This is a genomic window from Photobacterium carnosum, assembly GCF_002849605.1.
Classification (GTDB): domain Bacteria; phylum Pseudomonadota; class Gammaproteobacteria; order Enterobacterales; family Vibrionaceae; genus Photobacterium; species Photobacterium carnosum.
The window spans coordinates 46,144-63,882 of the sequence record NZ_NPIB01000019.1 but is presented as its reverse complement, the minus strand read 5'-3'; the positions used below and the strand labels follow the sequence as shown (position 1 = coordinate 63,882).

Sequence of the window (17,739 nt, the reverse complement as noted above, 5' to 3'; positions counted from 1 at the left end):
TCAGCTTACGAGGAAATATTATGCGATTCTTTAGCAAGTCACTGCTCATTCTTGCCTTAATCGTCGTGATTAGCCTGGCAACGCTGATAGGGTTATTACATACACGTTATAATGAGCCTGTAATTAATTTTATTCTCGCCCAAGTATCGCCTTACCAAGTGTTTGCGAAAAAAATTGATTACGATATTCGAACACCTTATCAAATCAAATTCGAACATGCTGAAATCACACAACACCAACAAGTAATCGTTCGCGCTGACAGCATTCAATTATGGTTATCAAAGCCAAGCTTAACCACCCGAAAACTCATCTTTGACGGCGTTCAAATTAATAATATTACGCCCACTAAGATGCCATTATTTAGCCAATTACCATCCTTAACTATTAAGCGATTAGTACTCAATAATACCAATATTCATACGTCACAACTTGTGATTAAACACGGCATAATCCAAATGGATAATTGGCAAACACCAACAGACAATACACCATGGTGGCAAAGTTTTAATGGTAGCTTACAAATGAGTGCCACCAGCATTAAATGGCATCAACTACAATTACAACAACTGCTGATCAATGCTGATAAGCAAGCTCAACAATGGCAATTTAGTGGTATTTCTGCCAACTGGCACCACGCAACAATCACCGCCCAAGCACAGCTTAATAATAACAATTTAACTATCGATCAACTCACCGTCAGTCAATTTCAATTACAAGATCAACAGCTATTCAATATCTGGCGGCAGCAATTTACACAACGTATCGCCCCTTTAAAATCCATTATATTAAAACGCTTAGATGTGGTTAATAGCAGTATTGAATTACCACAATGGAGTGCTGATGGTATTAATTTATCATTAGAGAATTGGCAGTGGCCGCAAAACTATTGGCAGCAACAAAACAGTCACTTATCTTTCAGTGCCAGCCACGCAAAATGGCATCAAATCAATCTAGAACAACCTCAAGCAGAACTACAATTTATACCTCAACAAATTATTAATCATGGTATGTCTGCACATATTATGGATGGAATTGTTCGCGTTGATGGTTGGATGGATCCACAACAATTATTTATCAATGATTTAAAAGCCAGCGGTATTAAATTATTTTTAAATAAACATTGGCAACAAACGTGGCAACAATGGCAACAGCAATACGCCGATGTGGTAGTCAAAAAACTCAATATTAATAACAGCCAAATCACAGCATCAACCTCAGCAGTACCGTTTCAACTGACAGGGATTGATATTGATGCGCAAGATGCTGTACTTAAACAAAATAATCAATGGGGATTATGGCAAGGTAATATTGAAGCCAATTTGGGTTTTGGCAGTATCAATCAAATTGTGATGAACCAAGCCATCGCGACCATGCACAGTAATGCTGGCCAATGGCAACTGGATAAGTTAGTCCTGCCATTTAAGGATGGTATGTTAAAAGCACGCGCGCGGATTTCACTTGAGAATCCACAACGACCATGGCAATTAACCATCATGGGTGACACTATACCAACACAAATACTATACCGCTGGTTAGCATTGCCACTTCCCCTTACGGGAGCAATGGACACCCAAATAAAACTCAACGGTCATGCCAGCAATTGGGCAGATTTTAATACTCACTTAACAGGCAGTGCTAATATTGCATTCCGCCAATTAGCCTTAACAAACATCACTCCCCAGCAATTATTAATGCAATGGCAACAACCGCATTTTTCAGCAACACCCCTACCCGCCACATTAGAGACAACAGCATCATTACCACTAACGACCTCCCCGCTGACACTAACAGCACAAGATGGCATTATTCAATTACCACCATCGACCATCACTGGCAATAATTTTGGTCTAAACATAGACGGTCAATGGAATCTCGCTGATTCTAACCAACAACAATGTAAACTTACGCTCACAACTGACTGTCAAAATCTAACCCGTCAATGGTCTCAAGGCGTCTCAGTAACAACGGTTGACTCATCATGTACGGGTAACACTAAATAGGTCCCCGTAAACGTTGATGAAACCGTTTTACCGCATTGAACATTAACATCAACAGTGATCATCCCTTTTCGCTGTTGAGTAATACGATCAAAATCGCCCCGTAAATTTTCAAGAGTGGTGACGGCTATTGGGCGTTCAGTAACAGGGGCAGAATAACGAATGTGGCTATCAACTAAAATAATATTACCTTGTAAGCCGCGTTCTTTAAGTAACAGCCAAATAAAGCCCCAACCCGCCAAAGTTGCCATGGTAAAAATACTACCAGCAAACATAAATTCATTCGGATTAAGGTTAGCATTAAACAACGCACTGACTTCAAATCGATAGCCTGTGTATTGATTAATCTTGATCCCCATTTTATCACTGATCGGAATTTGGCTTTGCCATAACGTTTGTAATTCCTGACACCATTGCGGCTGACGAGCAACATCAGTTAACGGCGGTAATTGTTTAACCATTTGTTGATGCCGCATTGGACCATGCTCATCGCTTAGCTCACCTCGGCTCTCAAAATCATTTTTAATATAAAATGGAATCGCCGCTTCACGGGCATTACAAACTAAACGTTTCGCACCGTCATAACGAGCTAATGACTCAAGTGCCATTAAAATCATGCCACCTAAACCATGATGCTGCACCGCAGCATCAACCGCCATATAACGCACTTGACCTTCATTATCAGGGGTCACATACAAACGCCCAATTGCCACTACGTTATCATGGCTATCGACTAACATTCGATGGGCACTGACATCATCATAAGCATCTCGCTCTGATCCCAGCGGCATTTGCCATGGTTGACGTAGCATTCGCCACCGAAAATGATAATAACGTGCAAACTGCTGTTCTGTCTGCGGAGTGACTAATCGAAACATGCATTCCCTCTCTTCTCTTAATCGTCTATAGCTATTACATACTCAAGGCAACAATCCCAATTAGACCTGCAACCAAAATGTCACCGGACCATCATTAACCAATGCGACCTTCATGTCGGCACCAAACACGCCAGTTTCGGTTGTGATCGGCTGTGCCTTACATTGTTCGACAAAATATTGGTACAAGCGTTCAGCTTCAATCGGCGCCGCCCCAGTTGAAAATCCCGGACGCATGCCTTTTTTAGTATCCGCAGCCAACGTAAATTGTGATACCACCAGTACACTACCTTGTACCTGTTGAACATTCAGATTCATTTTGTCGTCAGTATCACTGAATATTCGATAGCCCAATACTTTATCTCGTAGCTTTCGTGCTTTAGCTTCATCATCGCCTTTTTCAACCCCTAATAATACCAACAAGCCATTGCCAATTGCCCCAGTTACTTTACCGTCGACGGTAACACTTGCTTCACTTACTCGCTGAATTAGCGCAATCATTGCTGTTCCTTATTCGTCATTAAATCATGGTCACGGTTCGTCACCATTGTTGTTATTTGTGATCGATATTGATTCACGTCCCAAAAACCACGCTCTCCTAAACTGGCGGTGATTTCAGCTCCCAGCAATACGATACACCAACATAAATACACCCATACAAACAAAATAGGGATCACTGACAATGCACCATAAATCATTTGATAGGAATGGAAATGGGCTAAGTAAATCACAAAGCCTTTTTTGCTCAATTCAAATAATATACTGCTACATAAAGCACCCAAAAGCGCATGTTTAAACAGTACCTTGCAATTAGGGACCACAGCATAGAGTAATAAAAAGGCCAAACCAGACATCATTGAAGGTAACCATTGCAATGATTGTTGAACTACACCGTGTAATATTTGATGTTCAAATAATACCAATGAGCCTAGATATGAACTCAATGCAAGACTTGAACCCAAAAGGATAGGGCCTAAAGTAAGAATCATCCAATACACAGCTAATGAAATTATCCAACGCCGTTTTTGCTTTACTCGCCAAATATAATTTAATGATTTATCAATTGAAGAAATAAGCATCATAGCAACCACAAATAATGCACCAATACCGACCACCGTCATTTTGCCAGCATTAGCAACAAACTCATTTAAGTACGTGGTTACCACCGCTCCAGCTGCTGGCACAAAATGTGTAATAACAAATTGTTGAACTTGAGTGCCAACTCCCGCAAAAGCAGGTACTACCGACAACGCAGAAACAATAACCGCTAATAACGGTACTAATGATAATAAAGTCACATAGGCCATTGAGCCTGCGGTTACGGTTAGGCGGTCATGGTTTATACGCTGGATTAAATAACCAAAATATTCCATTATTCGCAGTAACCGTAGCCACAATACAAATTTCACAGGTTGTTCTTTGTCGGCCATAATAGTGTGTTCTACCTATCTGTTATGGAATATAGCCATACTACCGTTACGTGTTGCCATTGATCTTTCTCTATCAATATCGTTACTTTAACCCGCAACAGCAATATCATTATTTGTTATTTTGCATGTCTCACCAAGGAGCAAAACATGCCGTATTTTATTGCACTTTTTCTAAGTGTTAGTTTACTTTCAGGTTGTCAAACCGCCTACTATTCAGCCATGGAAAAAGTAGGGGTCTATAAGCGCGATATTATGGTTGATCGGGTTGAAGACGCCAATCAAGCCCAACAAGATGCCCAAAAACAATTTACTAGCGCCCTTGAAGGATTAAAAGCACTCAATCAATTTAATGGCGGGAAGCTTGAATCAGCTTATCAGGACATTGACAGCCAATATCAAAACAGCGAAGCCGCAGTCAAAAATGTAAATGATCGTATTGCAGCAATTGAAGATGTCGCGAATGCAATGTTTGATGAATGGCAACAAGAACTGTCATTGTATAAAAGTGCCACTCTTAAGCGGGACAGCCAACGTAAATTACAAACTACAAAAGCATCGTACAATAAGATGCTAACAGCCATGAAACGCGCAGAGAAGAAGATGGAGCCTGTTTTAGATACTTTACGTGATAACACCCTTTATCTGAAGCATAACCTTAATGCCGCTGCTATTGGCTCACTTCAGGGGCAATTTAATTCATTACAAACTGAAATCTCTGGTGCTATTCGAGATATGAACCATGCGATTGCTGAATCAAATCGCTTTATTGGTCATTTGAAAAAGTAATCAGCGCTTATTTGGTATATATAAAAAAAGAGCTAACAGTGTTAGCTCTTTTTTTGTCTCAGGAATATTTTCACACTCCAGATACAACAATCCCCCGCTTGTTGCCAAACGAGGGATTGTATTAGTAAGCGTCAGCTAGGGGTAATTACTTACCGCCACGACCTGAACGTTTACGATCGTTTTCAGTAAGAAGTTTCTTACGGATACGAATGCTTTCTGGAGTTACTTCTACTAGCTCATCATCATCGATGAATTCTAGAGCTTGCTCAAGCGTGTACTTAACCGCAGGAGAAAGTGTTTGTGCTTCATCAGTACCAGATGCACGAACGTTTGTTAGCTGCTTACCACGTAGACAGTTGATAGTTAGATCGTTTGCACGGTTGTGCATACCAATGATCTGACCTTCATATACTTCATCACCGTGCTCTGCGAACAGACGGCCACGCTCTTGTAGGTTAAATAGTGAGTAAGTTACTGCTTTACCCATACCATTAGAGATCAATACGCCGTTAGCACGTTGACCGATAATACCGCCCTTGTGAGGACCGTAGTGATCAAACGTATGGTAGATAAGACCAGAACCAGACGTCATTGTTAGGAATTCTGTTTGGAAACCGATAAGACCACGAGAAGGCATCATAAAGTCCATACGAACACGGCCCTTACCATCTGGTGCCATATCTTTTAGCTCACCCTTACGGATACCGATTTTTTCCATCACACTACCTTGATGCTCTTCAACCACATCGATAGTTACGATTTCAAACGGTTCCATTAGCTTACCATCTTCTTCTTTGATGATAACTTCTGGACGAGATACTGCTAGCTCGAAACCTTCACGACGCATGTTTTCGATCAGGATAGATAGGTGAAGTTCACCACGGCCTGAAACACGGAAACGGTCTGGACTTTCAGTTTCTTCAACGCGCAATGCTACGTTGTGTACTAATTCTTTCTGTAGACGCTCAAGGATGTTACGTGAAGTAACAAACTTACCTTCTTTACCAGCAAACGGAGAAGTGTTTACTTGGAAAGTCATGGTTACAGTTGGTTCATCAACAGACAATGGAACCAATGCTTCAACAGTGTTTACGTCACAAATCGTATCAGAAATCTTCAGCTCGCCAAGACCTGTGATTGCAACGATATCGCCAGCTTTACCTTCACTAATTTCGTGACGTTCAAGACCTAGGTAACCAAGAACTGTACCTACTTTAGCGTTACGCTTAACACCGTTAGCACCAATGATAGTAACTTGTTGGTTTGGAGTAACAGTACCACGAGTGATACGAGCAACACCGATAACACCAACGTAAGAGCTGTAATCTAACTGAGAGATTTGCATCTGTAGTGGGCCATCAACGTCAACAAATGGTGCAGCAACGTTATCAACAACAGCTTGGAACAATGGTTCCATGTTCTCGCCAACTTCGCCTTCAGTCATTGTTGCCCAACCATTTAACGCTGATGCGTAAACAGTTGTGAAATCTAGTTGTTCGTCAGTTGCGCCAAGGTTGTCGAATAGGTCAAAGATTTGATCCATAACCCACTCAGGACGTGCACCTGGACGGTCAATCTTGTTGATTACAACGATTGGCTTAAGACCGTATGCAAACGCTTTTTGCGTTACGAAACGAGTTTGAGGCATTGGGCCGTCAACTGCGTCAACGATAAGCAATACGGAGTCAACCATAGACATGATACGTTCAACTTCACCACCGAAGTCTGCGTGTCCAGGGGTGTCTACGATATTGATGCGGTAGTCATTCCAGTTAATTGCTGTGTTCTTAGCAAGAATGGTAATGCCACGCTCTTTTTCGATATCATTAGAATCCATAACACGTTCTTCGGCTTCGCCGCGACCCTCTAACGTGCCAGATTGCTGTAGGAGTTTATCAACCAGGGTAGTTTTACCGTGGTCAACGTGAGCAATAATTGCGATATTTCTTAAGTTATCGATCGATTGATTAGACATTAGTTTCAGATTCACTCAGAACATGCAGCGTCTTAATAGAGGCTACTTGATTAAAAAAACGGCTCATAATTTAACAGATTTTACGCTAAAACCCACGAAATATGTGATTTATATCACCAGCTTTTTTATGATTCCTCTCTAGAGCCGCATTTTTACTCACTTTTTTGGCTATTTTTATTTTTTTTATACGCTTTATTCGTACGATAAATAAGTAATAATTCACCCAAAAGCATAATCAATGTCCTTTTTTACAACGTTTAGACAGCGCTCAATTAACAATAAAACCCAAAATTATCTACCTCACAGATTGACAATATTTAGCCTCATCACCATAGTAGTACGACTATTGAATGGATGAATGAATAAAGAGATATTGCACCTCTTTCAATACATTCTACCGCTGCACTAAATTGGTGCAGCGCTTCACCATAATAGTGCAAATAAGGATAGGGAAAAGTTCTCTAAATGCTATAAACACGCATTTTTAGGGGCTTTTAAAAGTTGGCATGGTTTTCGCTTTAATACTTTTAGATTTGCTCACCACAGTATGAGCACAAAGTTTGCGGCCATCGCCCAAAAAACACCGGAGGTTACTCAAGATGTCAGTTGAAAACGTACTAGCGCTGATCCAGGAAAATGAAGTTAAGTTTATTGACCTACGTTTTACCGATACCAAAGGTAAAGAGCAGCACATTTCTATTCCATCTCACCAAATCGATGCTGATTTTTTTGAAGACGGTAAAATGTTTGATGGCTCTTCTGTAGCTGGCTGGAAAGGCATTAATGAATCAGACATGGTGATGATGCCTGATGCTGCAAGTGCGGTACTTGACCCGTTTACTGAAGACGCAACTCTAAATATTCGTTGTGATATTCTTGAGCCTGCAACAATGCAAGGCTACGATCGTGACCCGCGCTCAATCGCTAAACGCGCAGAAGAATTTATGCGTTCAGCAGGTTTTGCTGACAATGTTTTAGTCGGTCCAGAGCCAGAATTCTTCCTCTTTGATGACGTTCGATTCAATACCGATATGTCGGGGTCATTCTTTAAGATTGATGACATTGAAGCAGCATGGAACAGCGGCACCAAAATTGAAGGTGGTAACAAAGGTCACCGTCCAGGCGTTAAAGGCGGTTACTTCCCGGTTGCCCCTGTTGATTCATCACAAGACATTCGCTCTGCAATGTGTTTGATCATGGAAGAAATGGGGCTGGTTGTTGAAGCTCACCACCATGAAGTCGCGACCGCAGGTCAAAATGAAATCGCAACCCGTTTCAACACCTTAACCAATAAAGCTGATGAAATTCAGATTTATAAGTATGTGGTTCATAACGTTGCGCACGCATTTGGTAAAACAGCAACCTTTATGCCTAAACCACTGGTTGGTGATAATGGCTCAGGTATGCACGTTCACATGTCACTGGCTAAAGACGGTGTTAACCTATTTGCTGGTGATAAGTACGGCGGCCTATCAGAAATGGCATTGTTCTACATCGGCGGTATCATTAAGCACGCACGTGCAATCAACGCCTTTGCTAACCCTGCCACGAACTCGTACAAGCGTCTAGTCCCTGGCTACGAAGCACCTGTTATGTTGGCTTACTCAGCGCGTAACCGTTCTGCATCAATCCGTATTCCAGTCGTACCAAGTCCAAAAGCACGTCGTATCGAAGTACGCTTTGGTGATCCAGCAGCAAACCCATACCTAGCCTTTGCAGCAATGCTAATGGCTGGCCTTGATGGTATCGCTAACAAGATCCACCCAGGCGAAGCAATGGATAAAGATCTGTACGACCTACCAGCAGAAGAAGCTGCAGAAATTCCAAAAGTTGCGGAGTCACTACAAATTGCTCTACAAGCGCTTGACGATGATCGTGAATTCTTAACTTCTGGTGGCGTATTCTCTAATGACTTTATTGATTCTTACATCACGCTAAAAGAGCAAGATGTAGAGAAAATCAATATGGCAGTACACCCATTAGAGTTTGAACTTTACTACTCAGTTTAAGTAATAGATTCATGACTTAACAACTAAGATTTAGGCCTGCCTCACACGCAGGTCTTTTTGATCTTGCTACCACAATAAAAGCAGTAACAATACAGGCCTTATTGACCATGAAGGTCTTGCTGGAGAGTTAACGGATGAAACTCATTAATCTAGTATCAATGCTGTTATTGACAACAGCAGCGAGCGCCGCAGTAGCAACAACAACGATCTACTCTTGGACTGATGATAATGGTGTGGTCCATTTTAGTGATACTCCGGGTACCCAACAAGCTAACACGGTTGAACTTTCCGTTACTGAAGTGCAGCAAAATATCCAAACAACCGTAATCGATAGCTATCAAGCTGACAATATCGAACTTATATCAATCACTACCGATACTGAACCCCCTCTTCCTGCTGCCACCGTTAGTCTACTCGCACCAGTGCACCAGCAAACCATTCGCAGTAATGATGGTGATATCAAAGTGCGTGCCGTCAGTAACCGTAAACTCAATAAAAAGCTTCAAGCGCAATTAGTCATCGATGGCAAAATTAACGGCACGCCTCAAACCGATCTAACGTGGCAACTGACTAATATCGATCGTGGTAGTCACCAAATTCAAATCCAATTACTTAACAATGGCAAGATCCTTGCTTCATCTGAAAGTATTACGGTTTATTTACACCGCGTATCACAGGCTCGCCCTAAAAATAGTCCCATTCAACCCCGTTAACACCTATTTACAATAAACCCTGCCTGTTCGCTATTAAACCGAGTACACTTTAATGCACCAATTTGGTGCGTTACTTAGCAGCGAAAGGTGAATGCCAATATCAATCGTCTTTTGCTTAGTTACCGATAAGGATGATGATTGTGAATGCTAGCTTTACGCCCATAATTCTCGACAATTTAGTCACTGCCATTGTATTACTCGATGAAGCCTTAGTGATCCGCTACGTCAATCCAGCCGCAGAGCAATTATTATCATCAAGTAAACGTCGTTTACTCGGTAGCCAACTGCCACAATTATTACAACACAGCTCACTCGACTTTAACCATGTCAAAGCAACACTCCACAGCGGTCAAGGTTTAGCCGACAGCGATGTAACATTTGTAATTGATGGTCAACAACATTTACTTGGTGTAAGTGCCAGCCCCATTTCATGGCAAAAACAATTACTGATCTTATTAGAATTAAAGCCTATCGATCATCAGCGCCGTATTAGCCAAGAACTGAATCAACATGCACAACAACAAGCGGCCAAAGAATTAGTGCGTGGTTTAGCCCATGAAATAAAAAACCCACTCGGTGGTTTACGTGGTGCCGCACAATTATTAGAAAAAGTATTACCCGATAAAAGCTACCACGAATATACCCAAATGATCATTGAACAAGCTGACCGATTACGTAATTTAGTCGATCGATTATTAGGCCCACAACGACCAGGGGTTCGTAAAACAGATAATATTCATTTGGTGTTAGAAAAAGTGCGTCAGTTAGTCAACATTGAAACAGACGACACGATTAACATTGAACGCGATTACGATCCGAGTTTACCCGATATAAATATGGATGCTGAACAACTGGAACAGGCATTATTAAATATTGTCAGTAACGCGGCATTAGCATTGAAAGGTCAAGGGGGGGGCACAATTAAATTAAAAACCCGTACCGCCCACCAAAGCTTAATTCAAGGGGTACGACACCGTGTTACCGCTACCATCGAAATCATCGATGATGGTCCTGGCATTCCCTCAGATATTCAAGATACATTGTTCTACCCAATGGTCACTGGTCGTGAAGGTGGCACTGGATTAGGGCTATCAATTGCGCGTAATTTAATCGATCAGCATCAAGGGAAAATTGAAGTCTTTAGTTGGCCTGGGCACACTAATTTCACCATTCATTTACCGATTAAGTCATAACACTGACAACCATAGGAATTTTATTATGAGCAAAGGATTAATCTGGGTTGTTGATGATGACAACTCGATTCGCTGGGTATTAGAACGAACACTCGTTAATGCAGGAATGAAATGCAAAACGTTTGCTGACGCGGATAGTGTACTGGCTGCATTAGAACGCAGTGTACCTGATGTGCTCGTATCTGATATCAAAATGCCCGGGACTGATGGTTTTACGCTGCTCAAGGCACTACAACAAGATTATGCAACGTTACCCGTTATCATAATGACAGCTCACTCTGATCTTGATTCAGCGGTTAACGCTTATCAACGAGGGGCGTTTGAGTATCTTCCCAAGCCATTTGATATCGATGAAGCCGTCACCTTAGTTGAACGTGCGCTTAGCCATAGCCAAGAACAAAAACGTCAACAACAGCCCGCTATCGAGCCTAAACACGCACCAGAGATCATTGGTGAAGCACCAGCAATGCAAGAAGTGTTTCGCGCTATTGGACGCCTATCACGGTCGTCAATTTCAGTACTCATCAATGGTGAATCAGGTACGGGTAAAGAGTTAGTCGCCCATGCACTACATCGCCATAGTCCGCGTAGCAGTAACGCTTTTATTGCACTTAATATGGCGGCGATTCCCAAAGATTTAATCGAATCAGAACTATTTGGCCATGAGAAAGGCGCCTTTACTGGTGCCAATAGTGTTCGCCAAGGGCGGTTTGAACAAGCCAATGGAGGCACTTTATTTCTCGATGAAATTGGTGATATGCCATTAGATATTCAAACCCGATTATTACGAGTATTAGCTGATGGGCAATTTTACCGCGTTGGTGGTCATGCTCCCGTCAATGTTGATGTACGAATTATTGCCGCTACTCACCAACACCTTGAACGTCTGGTTACTGCGGGGGATTTTCGTGAAGACTTATTCCATCGCCTTAATGTAATTCGCGTTCATTTGCCATCACTCAAAGATCGTCGCCAAGATATTCCTCAACTCGCGCACCACTTTTTACAACGTGCCGCAGATGAACTCAGTGTCGATGTTAAATCACTCCATCCACAAACAGCAGAGAAACTGACACAATTGCCGTGGCCGGGTAATGTGCGCCAATTAGAAAACATTTGTCGCTGGTTAACCGTAATGGCGAGCGGTAATGAAATATTACCATCAGATTTACCGCCAGAAATTACCGATACAGTCACACCCCATACGACTCGCGAATCTCAACACTGGCATCAAGGCTTACAACAATGGGCACAACAAGCACTACAACAAGGTGAAACTGAATTGTTGGCTGAAGCATTACCCCAGTTTGAAAAAATTCTCCTTGAAACTGCATTACAGCATACGCATGGCCATAAACAAGAAGCGGCGAAATTACTCGGCTGGGGAAGAAACACCCTCACTCGTAAGCTCAAAGAATTACATATTCATGATTAATGTCCATGATTAAAGCTTAATCGTAATATGGTTACAGACTTGCACCAGTGCACATTTATCTGCAACAGTAATGAATGTCATTTAGTGATTGCGTATACTGAGTCTATATTTAACTTCGGGAAGCATAATAATCATGATAAACAAAGATCTTCCACTAACGGATATTCACCGCCATCTTGATGGTAATATTCGTCCACAAACGATCTTAGAATTAGGTCAGCAATTTAATATTGCCTTACCAGCAACAGAAATTGAAGCATTGCGTCCACACGTACAAATTGTTGAAGCCGAACCAAGTCTCGTCGCTTTCCTGAATAAATTGGATTGGGGTGTAGCAGTACTCGGTGATTTAGATGCGTGTCGTCGCGTTGCTTATGAAAACGTTGAAGATGCCCTTAATGCTCAAATTGATTATGCTGAGCTGCGTTTTTCACCATACTACATGGCGATGAAACACAATCTTCCCGTAGCCGATGTCGTTGCAGCGGTTGCTGATGGTGTAGCAGCAGGTTGTCGTGATTTTGGTATTAAAGCGAACCTGATTGGTATTATGAGCCGTACGTTTGGTACCCAAGCATGTCAACAAGAGCTGGATGCACTGCTAAGCCATAAAGACCAATTAGTCGCAATTGATCTTGCTGGTGATGAACTTGGTCAACCTGGCACCCAGTTTATCTCACACTTTAAACAAGTCCGTGATGCTGGCTTACAGATCACCGTTCATGCGGGTGAAGCTGCGGGACCAGAGAGTATGTGGCAAGCAATTAATGAACTTGGTGCAGTCCGTATTGGTCACGGTGTAAAAGCGGTTAACGATCCTAAACTAATGGATTACTTAGCTGAGCACCGCATTGGTATTGAATCTTGTATTACTTCAAATATTCAAACCAGTACTGTCGCAGATATTACTAAACACCCAGTAAAAACCTTTCTTGAACACGGTATTCTTGCTTGTTTAAATACTGATGATCCAGCAGTTGAAGGAATTGAGCTACCTTACGAATATGAAGTTGCCGCACCAAAAGTAGGTTTAAGCATCGCTCAAATTCGTCAAGCACAAATCAATGGGCTTGAGTTGGCGTTCTTGTCAGCGGCAGAAAAGCAGGCATTACGTGATATTGCCAGCAAACGTGGTTAATCACAACAAGTCATAATAACGTCGCGCTAACGACCAATAATGCACATAACAAAACGCCTCGGTTTCACGTGAAACCGAGGCGTTTTTTATAACAATATTACTAAGAATTAACTAAGGGTTAGATAACCCGTGAGAACTGCTGCTGGCGAGCACGATTACGTAAATATTTATCAAAACACATACAAATATTACGAATCAATAACCGACCTTTCAGTTCTACATAGATAATATTTTCACCCACAGTCACTAACTCATCGTTAATAAATGTCTGTAATAACTGTAAGTCTTCACTAAAGTAACTATCAAAATCAATATTAAACTCAGCTTCAATCGCACGCTTATCTAATTGAAAATTACAAATTAGTGCCTTGATCACTTCACGGCGTAACAAATCATCAGCGTCTAAGGTCACCCCTTTCCACAATGCCGTTTGTTGCTCAGCCATCTGACCGTAGTATAGTTTTAGCTCTTTTTGATTTTGTGCATAACAGTCGCCAATCATCGAGATCGCCGAAACCCCCATACCTAACAAGTCACAATCACCTTGAGTGGTATAACCTTGGAAATTACGGTGCAAAATACCATCGCGTTGGGCTACTGCTAATTCATCATCCGGTAACGCAAAGTGATCCATACCAATAAACTGATAACCGGCCCCAGTTAACGTCGCAATCGTATCTTGTAAAATCGCTAATTTTTCTTGAGCACTCGGCAGTTGATCTTCATGAATTTTACGCTGAGCAGCAAACAAGGTTGGCATATGAGCATAGTTAAATACTGATAATCTGCCCGGCTTCATAGTCAATACTTGCTGTAATGTTTCAGCAAACAGTGCCTTAGTTTGTAATGGCAACCCATAAATTAAATCAAGATTAGTTGAGCGATAACCTAACTCACGAGCACGTTCCACCATCGCAAAAATAAAATCTTCATCTTGCTCACGGTTAACTAATTTCTGCACGTCTTTATTAAAATCTTGTACCCCAATACTTAAGCGGTTAAAGCCTTCACTGCGTAAATGGTCAAGAATATCCAATTCAATTTTACGAGGATCAACTTCAATACTAATTTCAGCATCCGCGTCAAAATTAAACGCACCCCGTAACGCGGTCATTAAACGACTAATTTGTGCCGCCGTTAAAAACGTTGGTGTACCACCGCCCCAATGCAATTGGCTGACTTGACGATCTCCCAATAACGTTGCACGTTGCTTAATTTCTTGTTCAAGTACATCTAAATATTGATCTGCTTTATCTTGATGGCGAGTAATAATTTTATTACAGCCACAGTAGTAACAAAGCTTGTGACAGAATGGGATATGGATATAAAGCGATAACTTACGATCAGGGTATTGCTGACATGCCATCTCAAATTCAGCAGAAGTAAATGCTTGATTAAATTCTAGTGCGGTCGGGTAAGAAGTATAACGCGGGCCTGAATAATTATATTTTTCAATTAAGGCCTGATCCCAAATAATCTGCTCATTTGACATGACATTGTTCCAACTTGGTAAATATATAATACATAGAGTGTGTCACCATTTTACAAAAAGTAAAACCTATCCCTGTTGTTCAATTTACACTCTGTACAAAAACAAACACCGCCAATAAATGGCGGTGTTAATAATAACGATGACGAGTTAAACCTTAGTTGACAGGATTGCATCCAATTCAAGTTTAATCTCAGCTTGTAGACGAGACTCAGCTTTCATACGTTCAAGATCAAATCGCATACGGCTTTGTTTTTCTATTAGCTGGCGAGCATCGCCTCGCGGCATATCTTTAACGACTTGATATAAGTCAGTTAATGCCGGATACGTTGCTGCAAAATCAACTTGTTTATCTGCTTGCAACACTTCCATTAATTTATATAACCGAATCGCGGCTTCTGACATATCACATTGATCTTGCTTACATGCCATTGCAATAATAAAGACGCTTTCTAATATATTGTCATTTCTAGTTTTAATTGCTTCAACTTGTTGCTTTGCAGCTCGAGCTAAAAATAGCTTATGCCGCTGTTGTTGCTTATAAAGCTTAGCCAATAACAATCCAGCGTATAATGCTAATCCAACCACAATTACGCTACCAATAACAAACAGAAGTGTTATTCCCTGCAACGGTTACTCCTTATCGAAATTATCAAAATCCATATTTTCAAATTGCGCTAATAAATCATCATCTGAACGAGGCTTTGACTTAGCTTTAGCGCTTTCTTTCACTGGCGCAGCAACTTCTTCAACAACATCTAATAAACCAAGTTGTTTCATTAAGCGCTCAATACGGTCTAACTTCAGGTCAACTTGTTTTTGTAAACCAGCACCCAGTTTTTCACCAGCATCAATACGATCTAATAGCACCATTAATTGCGCATCATTTTCAAGCATTGCAAGTTCTTGCTCTGCTGATAAACGGCGTTGTTGCTTATTTTGTGGCTTTTTAGGCTCAATAATTAGTGGTACTAATTTTTTGCTACCTAAACGTGGATCTTTTTTCTGGCCACCATTACGCTGCTTATTTTCTTCAACAGCAGAATGACGACTACCTGATTTTAAACCTTTACGCTTCTTCGCTTTTTGGCGTTCACGTGTCTCAACATCAACTTTAGTATTTGTTTTTTCGCGGTATACAGCAGGACCTTCTGATCCTACAGCACGAGCTCTTTTCTTACGGGTCATTACTGGGGTTTCCTCAGCAAAATCACATCATTTCCAACAAACTCAACTTCAAGGCCATCTCGTTGTGCTAAAAAACAAAACGTATTACGGCTAAAAAAGCTGACATGGGTTGGGTCGTTCTTATAGTACCAATGCCCAAAGGCATCAGTGTCAGTTACTAGTTTGGTCATAATCCCAAGCCAACCGCCGGGTTTGACTAAACGTAGCAACAGCCCCCATTCCTTCGCAGGCTGATAAAAATGCTCGATTGCTTCTGTGCAAGTAACAAAATCATACTGCCCATTCAATACTGCAGATTGTACTGCAAAATAAGGGTCATAGATTGTCATAGTATACCCCATTTCAGCCAACATCACTGACAAGGTCGGCCCAGGGCCGCTACCAAAATCCAATCCAAATAATGGAGGTGATGGTAATCGTGTCACAAGTGGAGTTGCTAATCGTCCTAAAAATTGTCGATAACAATCATCATCAGGATTATTCTGATGTTGATCATAAACATATTTTTCTTGGAACGACGTTAAATGAGTTGTCGGATCGGCATAAATTAATGCACATTGTAAACAACGAAAATAATCACGTTTAGTGTCTGCCACCAACCATTGATTATCTTTACTCTTACAAAGTGGACATCTATCCATTATCTTCTCCACAACGACTGAATGTTTACGAACAGCAGCAGCGGTGTAAAATCGAGCGGGCTATTCTATACCCAATTGCAGTTAAGATGTAGTTCTGCTGACAAATTGTTCAATTTATTCAGCTATTATATCGGGATGAGAAGTAAAATATCACATGTAAATCATGAAAATAACCTTCACTCACACCAAAATTTAGACGAAAAAAAAAGCAATAGGTCTGCACCTATCGCTCTATGGGGTAAGCTATGAGCTTATAATTCTGTCTAGTCTTTCCGTAACCAGCAAGCAACATCCCGGTTTAACAAATATCCATTTATTATAATTGCGATCCATGCCAATATCGTTCGTCACTATCCTAGTGAATTTTCGCGTCCATTTTCACCCATCCATGGCGTCACAACTCATCCTAAGTTGGCGATCCCTATCGCAATGTTACGCTCCAATAACTATACCACCATCCTTATGCGATACATCGTCCTGATGTATCTGAGCCATATTGCTATAGCTACTCTCTTTCCATGAGTGTCAACCCTGACAATCCTTATGCATCCCGCGTCTACCCTAGTCTCCTGACCAGACTTCCTGTGGTTCCTTTAAGCGTCACTGCTTAAGCTATCCTAGCGCTTCCTATCCTGTGTCGCACTCCTTGTCGACAGGGAATAATTTACCTGAAGCTATATCTAAAACAATGTATCAAGATCACACTTTTGAATACGTAAATATCAGCAATAAACAAGTCTTTGTTCTATAAAACAAAAAATAATCGACTACACCTAAAATTACCATAATAACAGTTATTAATAGTCAATCTCTTACAACACGACAGGCGAATCCACCGTTACTAAAATATTAAAAAAGAGTAATTCTAAG

The 17,739-nt window shown here is 41.2% G+C and carries 15 protein-coding genes; 7 read left to right on the top strand and 8 right to left on the bottom strand.

The genetic code is table 11. The features are described 5' to 3' along the window. Window positions 1–20: 20 nt before the first annotated feature. Window positions 21–2,000 (top strand): AsmA family protein, encoded by a 1,980-nt coding sequence (locus CIK00_RS14630; protein WP_101769565.1) that lies wholly within the window; start codon window positions 21–23, stop codon window positions 1,998–2,000. Here CIK00_RS14630 and CIK00_RS14625 read toward each other — a convergent pair. From CIK00_RS14625 to CIK00_RS14615, 3 genes are read right to left on the bottom strand one after another with little or no spacing between them, the layout of a single operon-like run. After that, on the bottom strand, window positions 1,946–2,875 hold the full coding sequence (locus tag CIK00_RS14625) for a bifunctional GNAT family N-acetyltransferase/hotdog fold thioesterase (protein ID WP_101769564.1): 930 nt from the start codon (window positions 2,873–2,875) through the stop codon (window positions 1,946–1,948). The two genes, CIK00_RS14630 and CIK00_RS14625, sit on opposite strands and share 55 nt — an antisense overlap. A gap of 60 nt (window positions 2,876–2,935) precedes the next feature. Further along, window positions 2,936–3,373: a D-aminoacyl-tRNA deacylase gene (gene dtd, locus CIK00_RS14620; RefSeq protein ID WP_101769563.1), complete on the bottom strand. Its 438-nt coding sequence runs from the start codon at window positions 3,371–3,373 to the stop codon at window positions 2,936–2,938. Further along, window positions 3,370–4,302, bottom strand: a complete 933-nt coding sequence (locus CIK00_RS14615; protein ID WP_101769562.1) for a virulence factor BrkB family protein — start codon at window positions 4,300–4,302, stop codon at window positions 3,370–3,372. The genes dtd and CIK00_RS14615 overlap by 4 nt, the downstream gene beginning before the upstream one ends. Window positions 4,303–4,449: 147 nt before the next feature. On the opposite strand from CIK00_RS14615, the gene CIK00_RS14610 reads away from it, so the two are divergent. Beyond that, window positions 4,450–5,088 (top strand): DUF2959 domain-containing protein, encoded by a 639-nt coding sequence (locus tag CIK00_RS14610; RefSeq protein WP_101769561.1) that lies wholly within the window; start codon window positions 4,450–4,452, stop codon window positions 5,086–5,088. 145 nt (window positions 5,089–5,233) lie between these two features. Here the strand turns inward: CIK00_RS14610 and typA are convergent, their stop codons facing one another. After that, window positions 5,234–7,063: a translational GTPase TypA gene (gene typA / locus CIK00_RS14605; protein ID WP_101769560.1), complete on the bottom strand. Its 1,830-nt coding sequence runs from the start codon at window positions 7,061–7,063 to the stop codon at window positions 5,234–5,236. Between the two features lie 599 nt (window positions 7,064–7,662). On the opposite strand from typA, the gene glnA reads away from it, so the two are divergent. The 5 genes from glnA to add all read left to right on the top strand — a co-directional run bounded on the left by glnA (window position 7,663) and on the right by add (window position 13,551). Beyond that, window positions 7,663–9,072, top strand: coding sequence for a glutamate--ammonia ligase (glnA, locus tag CIK00_RS14600; RefSeq protein WP_101769559.1), 1,410 nt, complete (start codon window positions 7,663–7,665; stop codon window positions 9,070–9,072). Between the two features lie 134 nt (window positions 9,073–9,206). After that, window positions 9,207–9,785, top strand: coding sequence for a DUF4124 domain-containing protein (locus tag CIK00_RS14595; protein ID WP_101769558.1), 579 nt, complete (start codon window positions 9,207–9,209; stop codon window positions 9,783–9,785). A gap of 140 nt (window positions 9,786–9,925) precedes the next feature. Further along, window positions 9,926–10,978 carry a nitrogen regulation protein NR(II) gene (gene glnL / locus CIK00_RS14590; RefSeq protein WP_101769591.1) on the top strand — a complete coding sequence of 351 codons (1,053 nt, stop codon included), beginning with the start codon at window positions 9,926–9,928 and terminating at the stop codon, window positions 10,976–10,978. A gap of 25 nt (window positions 10,979–11,003) precedes the next feature. Then, a complete protein-coding gene (gene glnG / locus CIK00_RS14585) occupies window positions 11,004–12,413 on the top strand; it encodes a nitrogen regulation protein NR(I) (RefSeq protein WP_101769557.1) in 1,410 nt (469 codons plus the stop codon). A gap of 133 nt (window positions 12,414–12,546) precedes the next feature. Further along, window positions 12,547–13,551 (top strand): adenosine deaminase, encoded by a 1,005-nt coding sequence (add, locus tag CIK00_RS14580; RefSeq protein WP_101769556.1) that lies wholly within the window; start codon window positions 12,547–12,549, stop codon window positions 13,549–13,551. A 118-nt stretch (window positions 13,552–13,669) separates the two neighbouring features. Here the strand turns inward: add and hemN are convergent, their stop codons facing one another. The 4 genes from hemN to CIK00_RS14560 form a co-directional block, all read right to left on the bottom strand. Beyond that, on the bottom strand, window positions 13,670–15,043 hold the full coding sequence (gene hemN, locus CIK00_RS14575; protein ID WP_101769555.1) for an oxygen-independent coproporphyrinogen III oxidase: 1,374 nt from the start codon (window positions 15,041–15,043) through the stop codon (window positions 13,670–13,672). Between the two features lie 147 nt (window positions 15,044–15,190). Beyond that, entirely contained in the window at window positions 15,191–15,670 is a 480-nt protein-coding gene (locus CIK00_RS14570) for a DUF2489 domain-containing protein (RefSeq protein ID WP_101769554.1), read from the bottom strand. A gap of 3 nt (window positions 15,671–15,673) precedes the next feature. Continuing rightward, window positions 15,674–16,228: a Der GTPase-activating protein YihI gene (gene yihI, locus CIK00_RS14565; RefSeq protein ID WP_101769553.1), complete on the bottom strand. Its 555-nt coding sequence runs from the start codon at window positions 16,226–16,228 to the stop codon at window positions 15,674–15,676. After that, window positions 16,228–16,869: a class I SAM-dependent methyltransferase gene (locus CIK00_RS14560; protein ID WP_101769552.1), complete on the bottom strand. Its 642-nt coding sequence runs from the start codon at window positions 16,867–16,869 to the stop codon at window positions 16,228–16,230. Before CIK00_RS14560 ends, yihI begins: the two co-directional genes overlap by 1 nt. Window positions 16,870–17,739: the final 870 nt, after the last annotated feature.

Bases quoted from the DNA above. Each gene is read 5' to 3' on its own strand.
- CIK00_RS14630 (WP_101769565.1), top strand. From the start codon at position 21: ATGCGATTCTTTAGCAAGTCACTGCTCATTCTTGCCTTAATCGTCGTG.
- CIK00_RS14625 (WP_101769564.1), bottom strand. From the start codon at position 2,875: ATGTTTCGATTAGTCACTCCGCAGACAGAACAGCAGTTTGCACGTTAT.
- dtd (WP_101769563.1), bottom strand. From the start codon at position 3,373: ATGATTGCGCTAATTCAGCGAGTAAGTGAAGCAAGTGTTACCGTCGAC.
- CIK00_RS14615 (WP_101769562.1), bottom strand. From the start codon at position 4,302: ATGGCCGACAAAGAACAACCTGTGAAATTTGTATTGTGGCTACGGTTA.
- CIK00_RS14610 (WP_101769561.1), top strand. From the start codon at position 4,450: ATGCCGTATTTTATTGCACTTTTTCTAAGTGTTAGTTTACTTTCAGGT.
- typA (WP_101769560.1), bottom strand. From the start codon at position 7,063: ATGTCTAATCAATCGATCGATAACTTAAGAAATATCGCAATTATTGCT.
- glnA (WP_101769559.1), top strand. From the start codon at position 7,663: ATGTCAGTTGAAAACGTACTAGCGCTGATCCAGGAAAATGAAGTTAAG.
- CIK00_RS14595 (WP_101769558.1), top strand. From the start codon at position 9,207: ATGAAACTCATTAATCTAGTATCAATGCTGTTATTGACAACAGCAGCG.
- glnG (WP_101769557.1), top strand. From the start codon at position 11,004: ATGAGCAAAGGATTAATCTGGGTTGTTGATGATGACAACTCGATTCGC.
- add (WP_101769556.1), top strand. From the start codon at position 12,547: ATGATAAACAAAGATCTTCCACTAACGGATATTCACCGCCATCTTGAT.
- hemN (WP_101769555.1), bottom strand. From the start codon at position 15,043: ATGTCAAATGAGCAGATTATTTGGGATCAGGCCTTAATTGAAAAATAT.
- yihI (WP_101769553.1), bottom strand. From the start codon at position 16,228: ATGACCCGTAAGAAAAGAGCTCGTGCTGTAGGATCAGAAGGTCCTGCT.
- CIK00_RS14560 (WP_101769552.1), bottom strand. From the start codon at position 16,869: ATGGATAGATGTCCACTTTGTAAGAGTAAAGATAATCAATGGTTGGTG.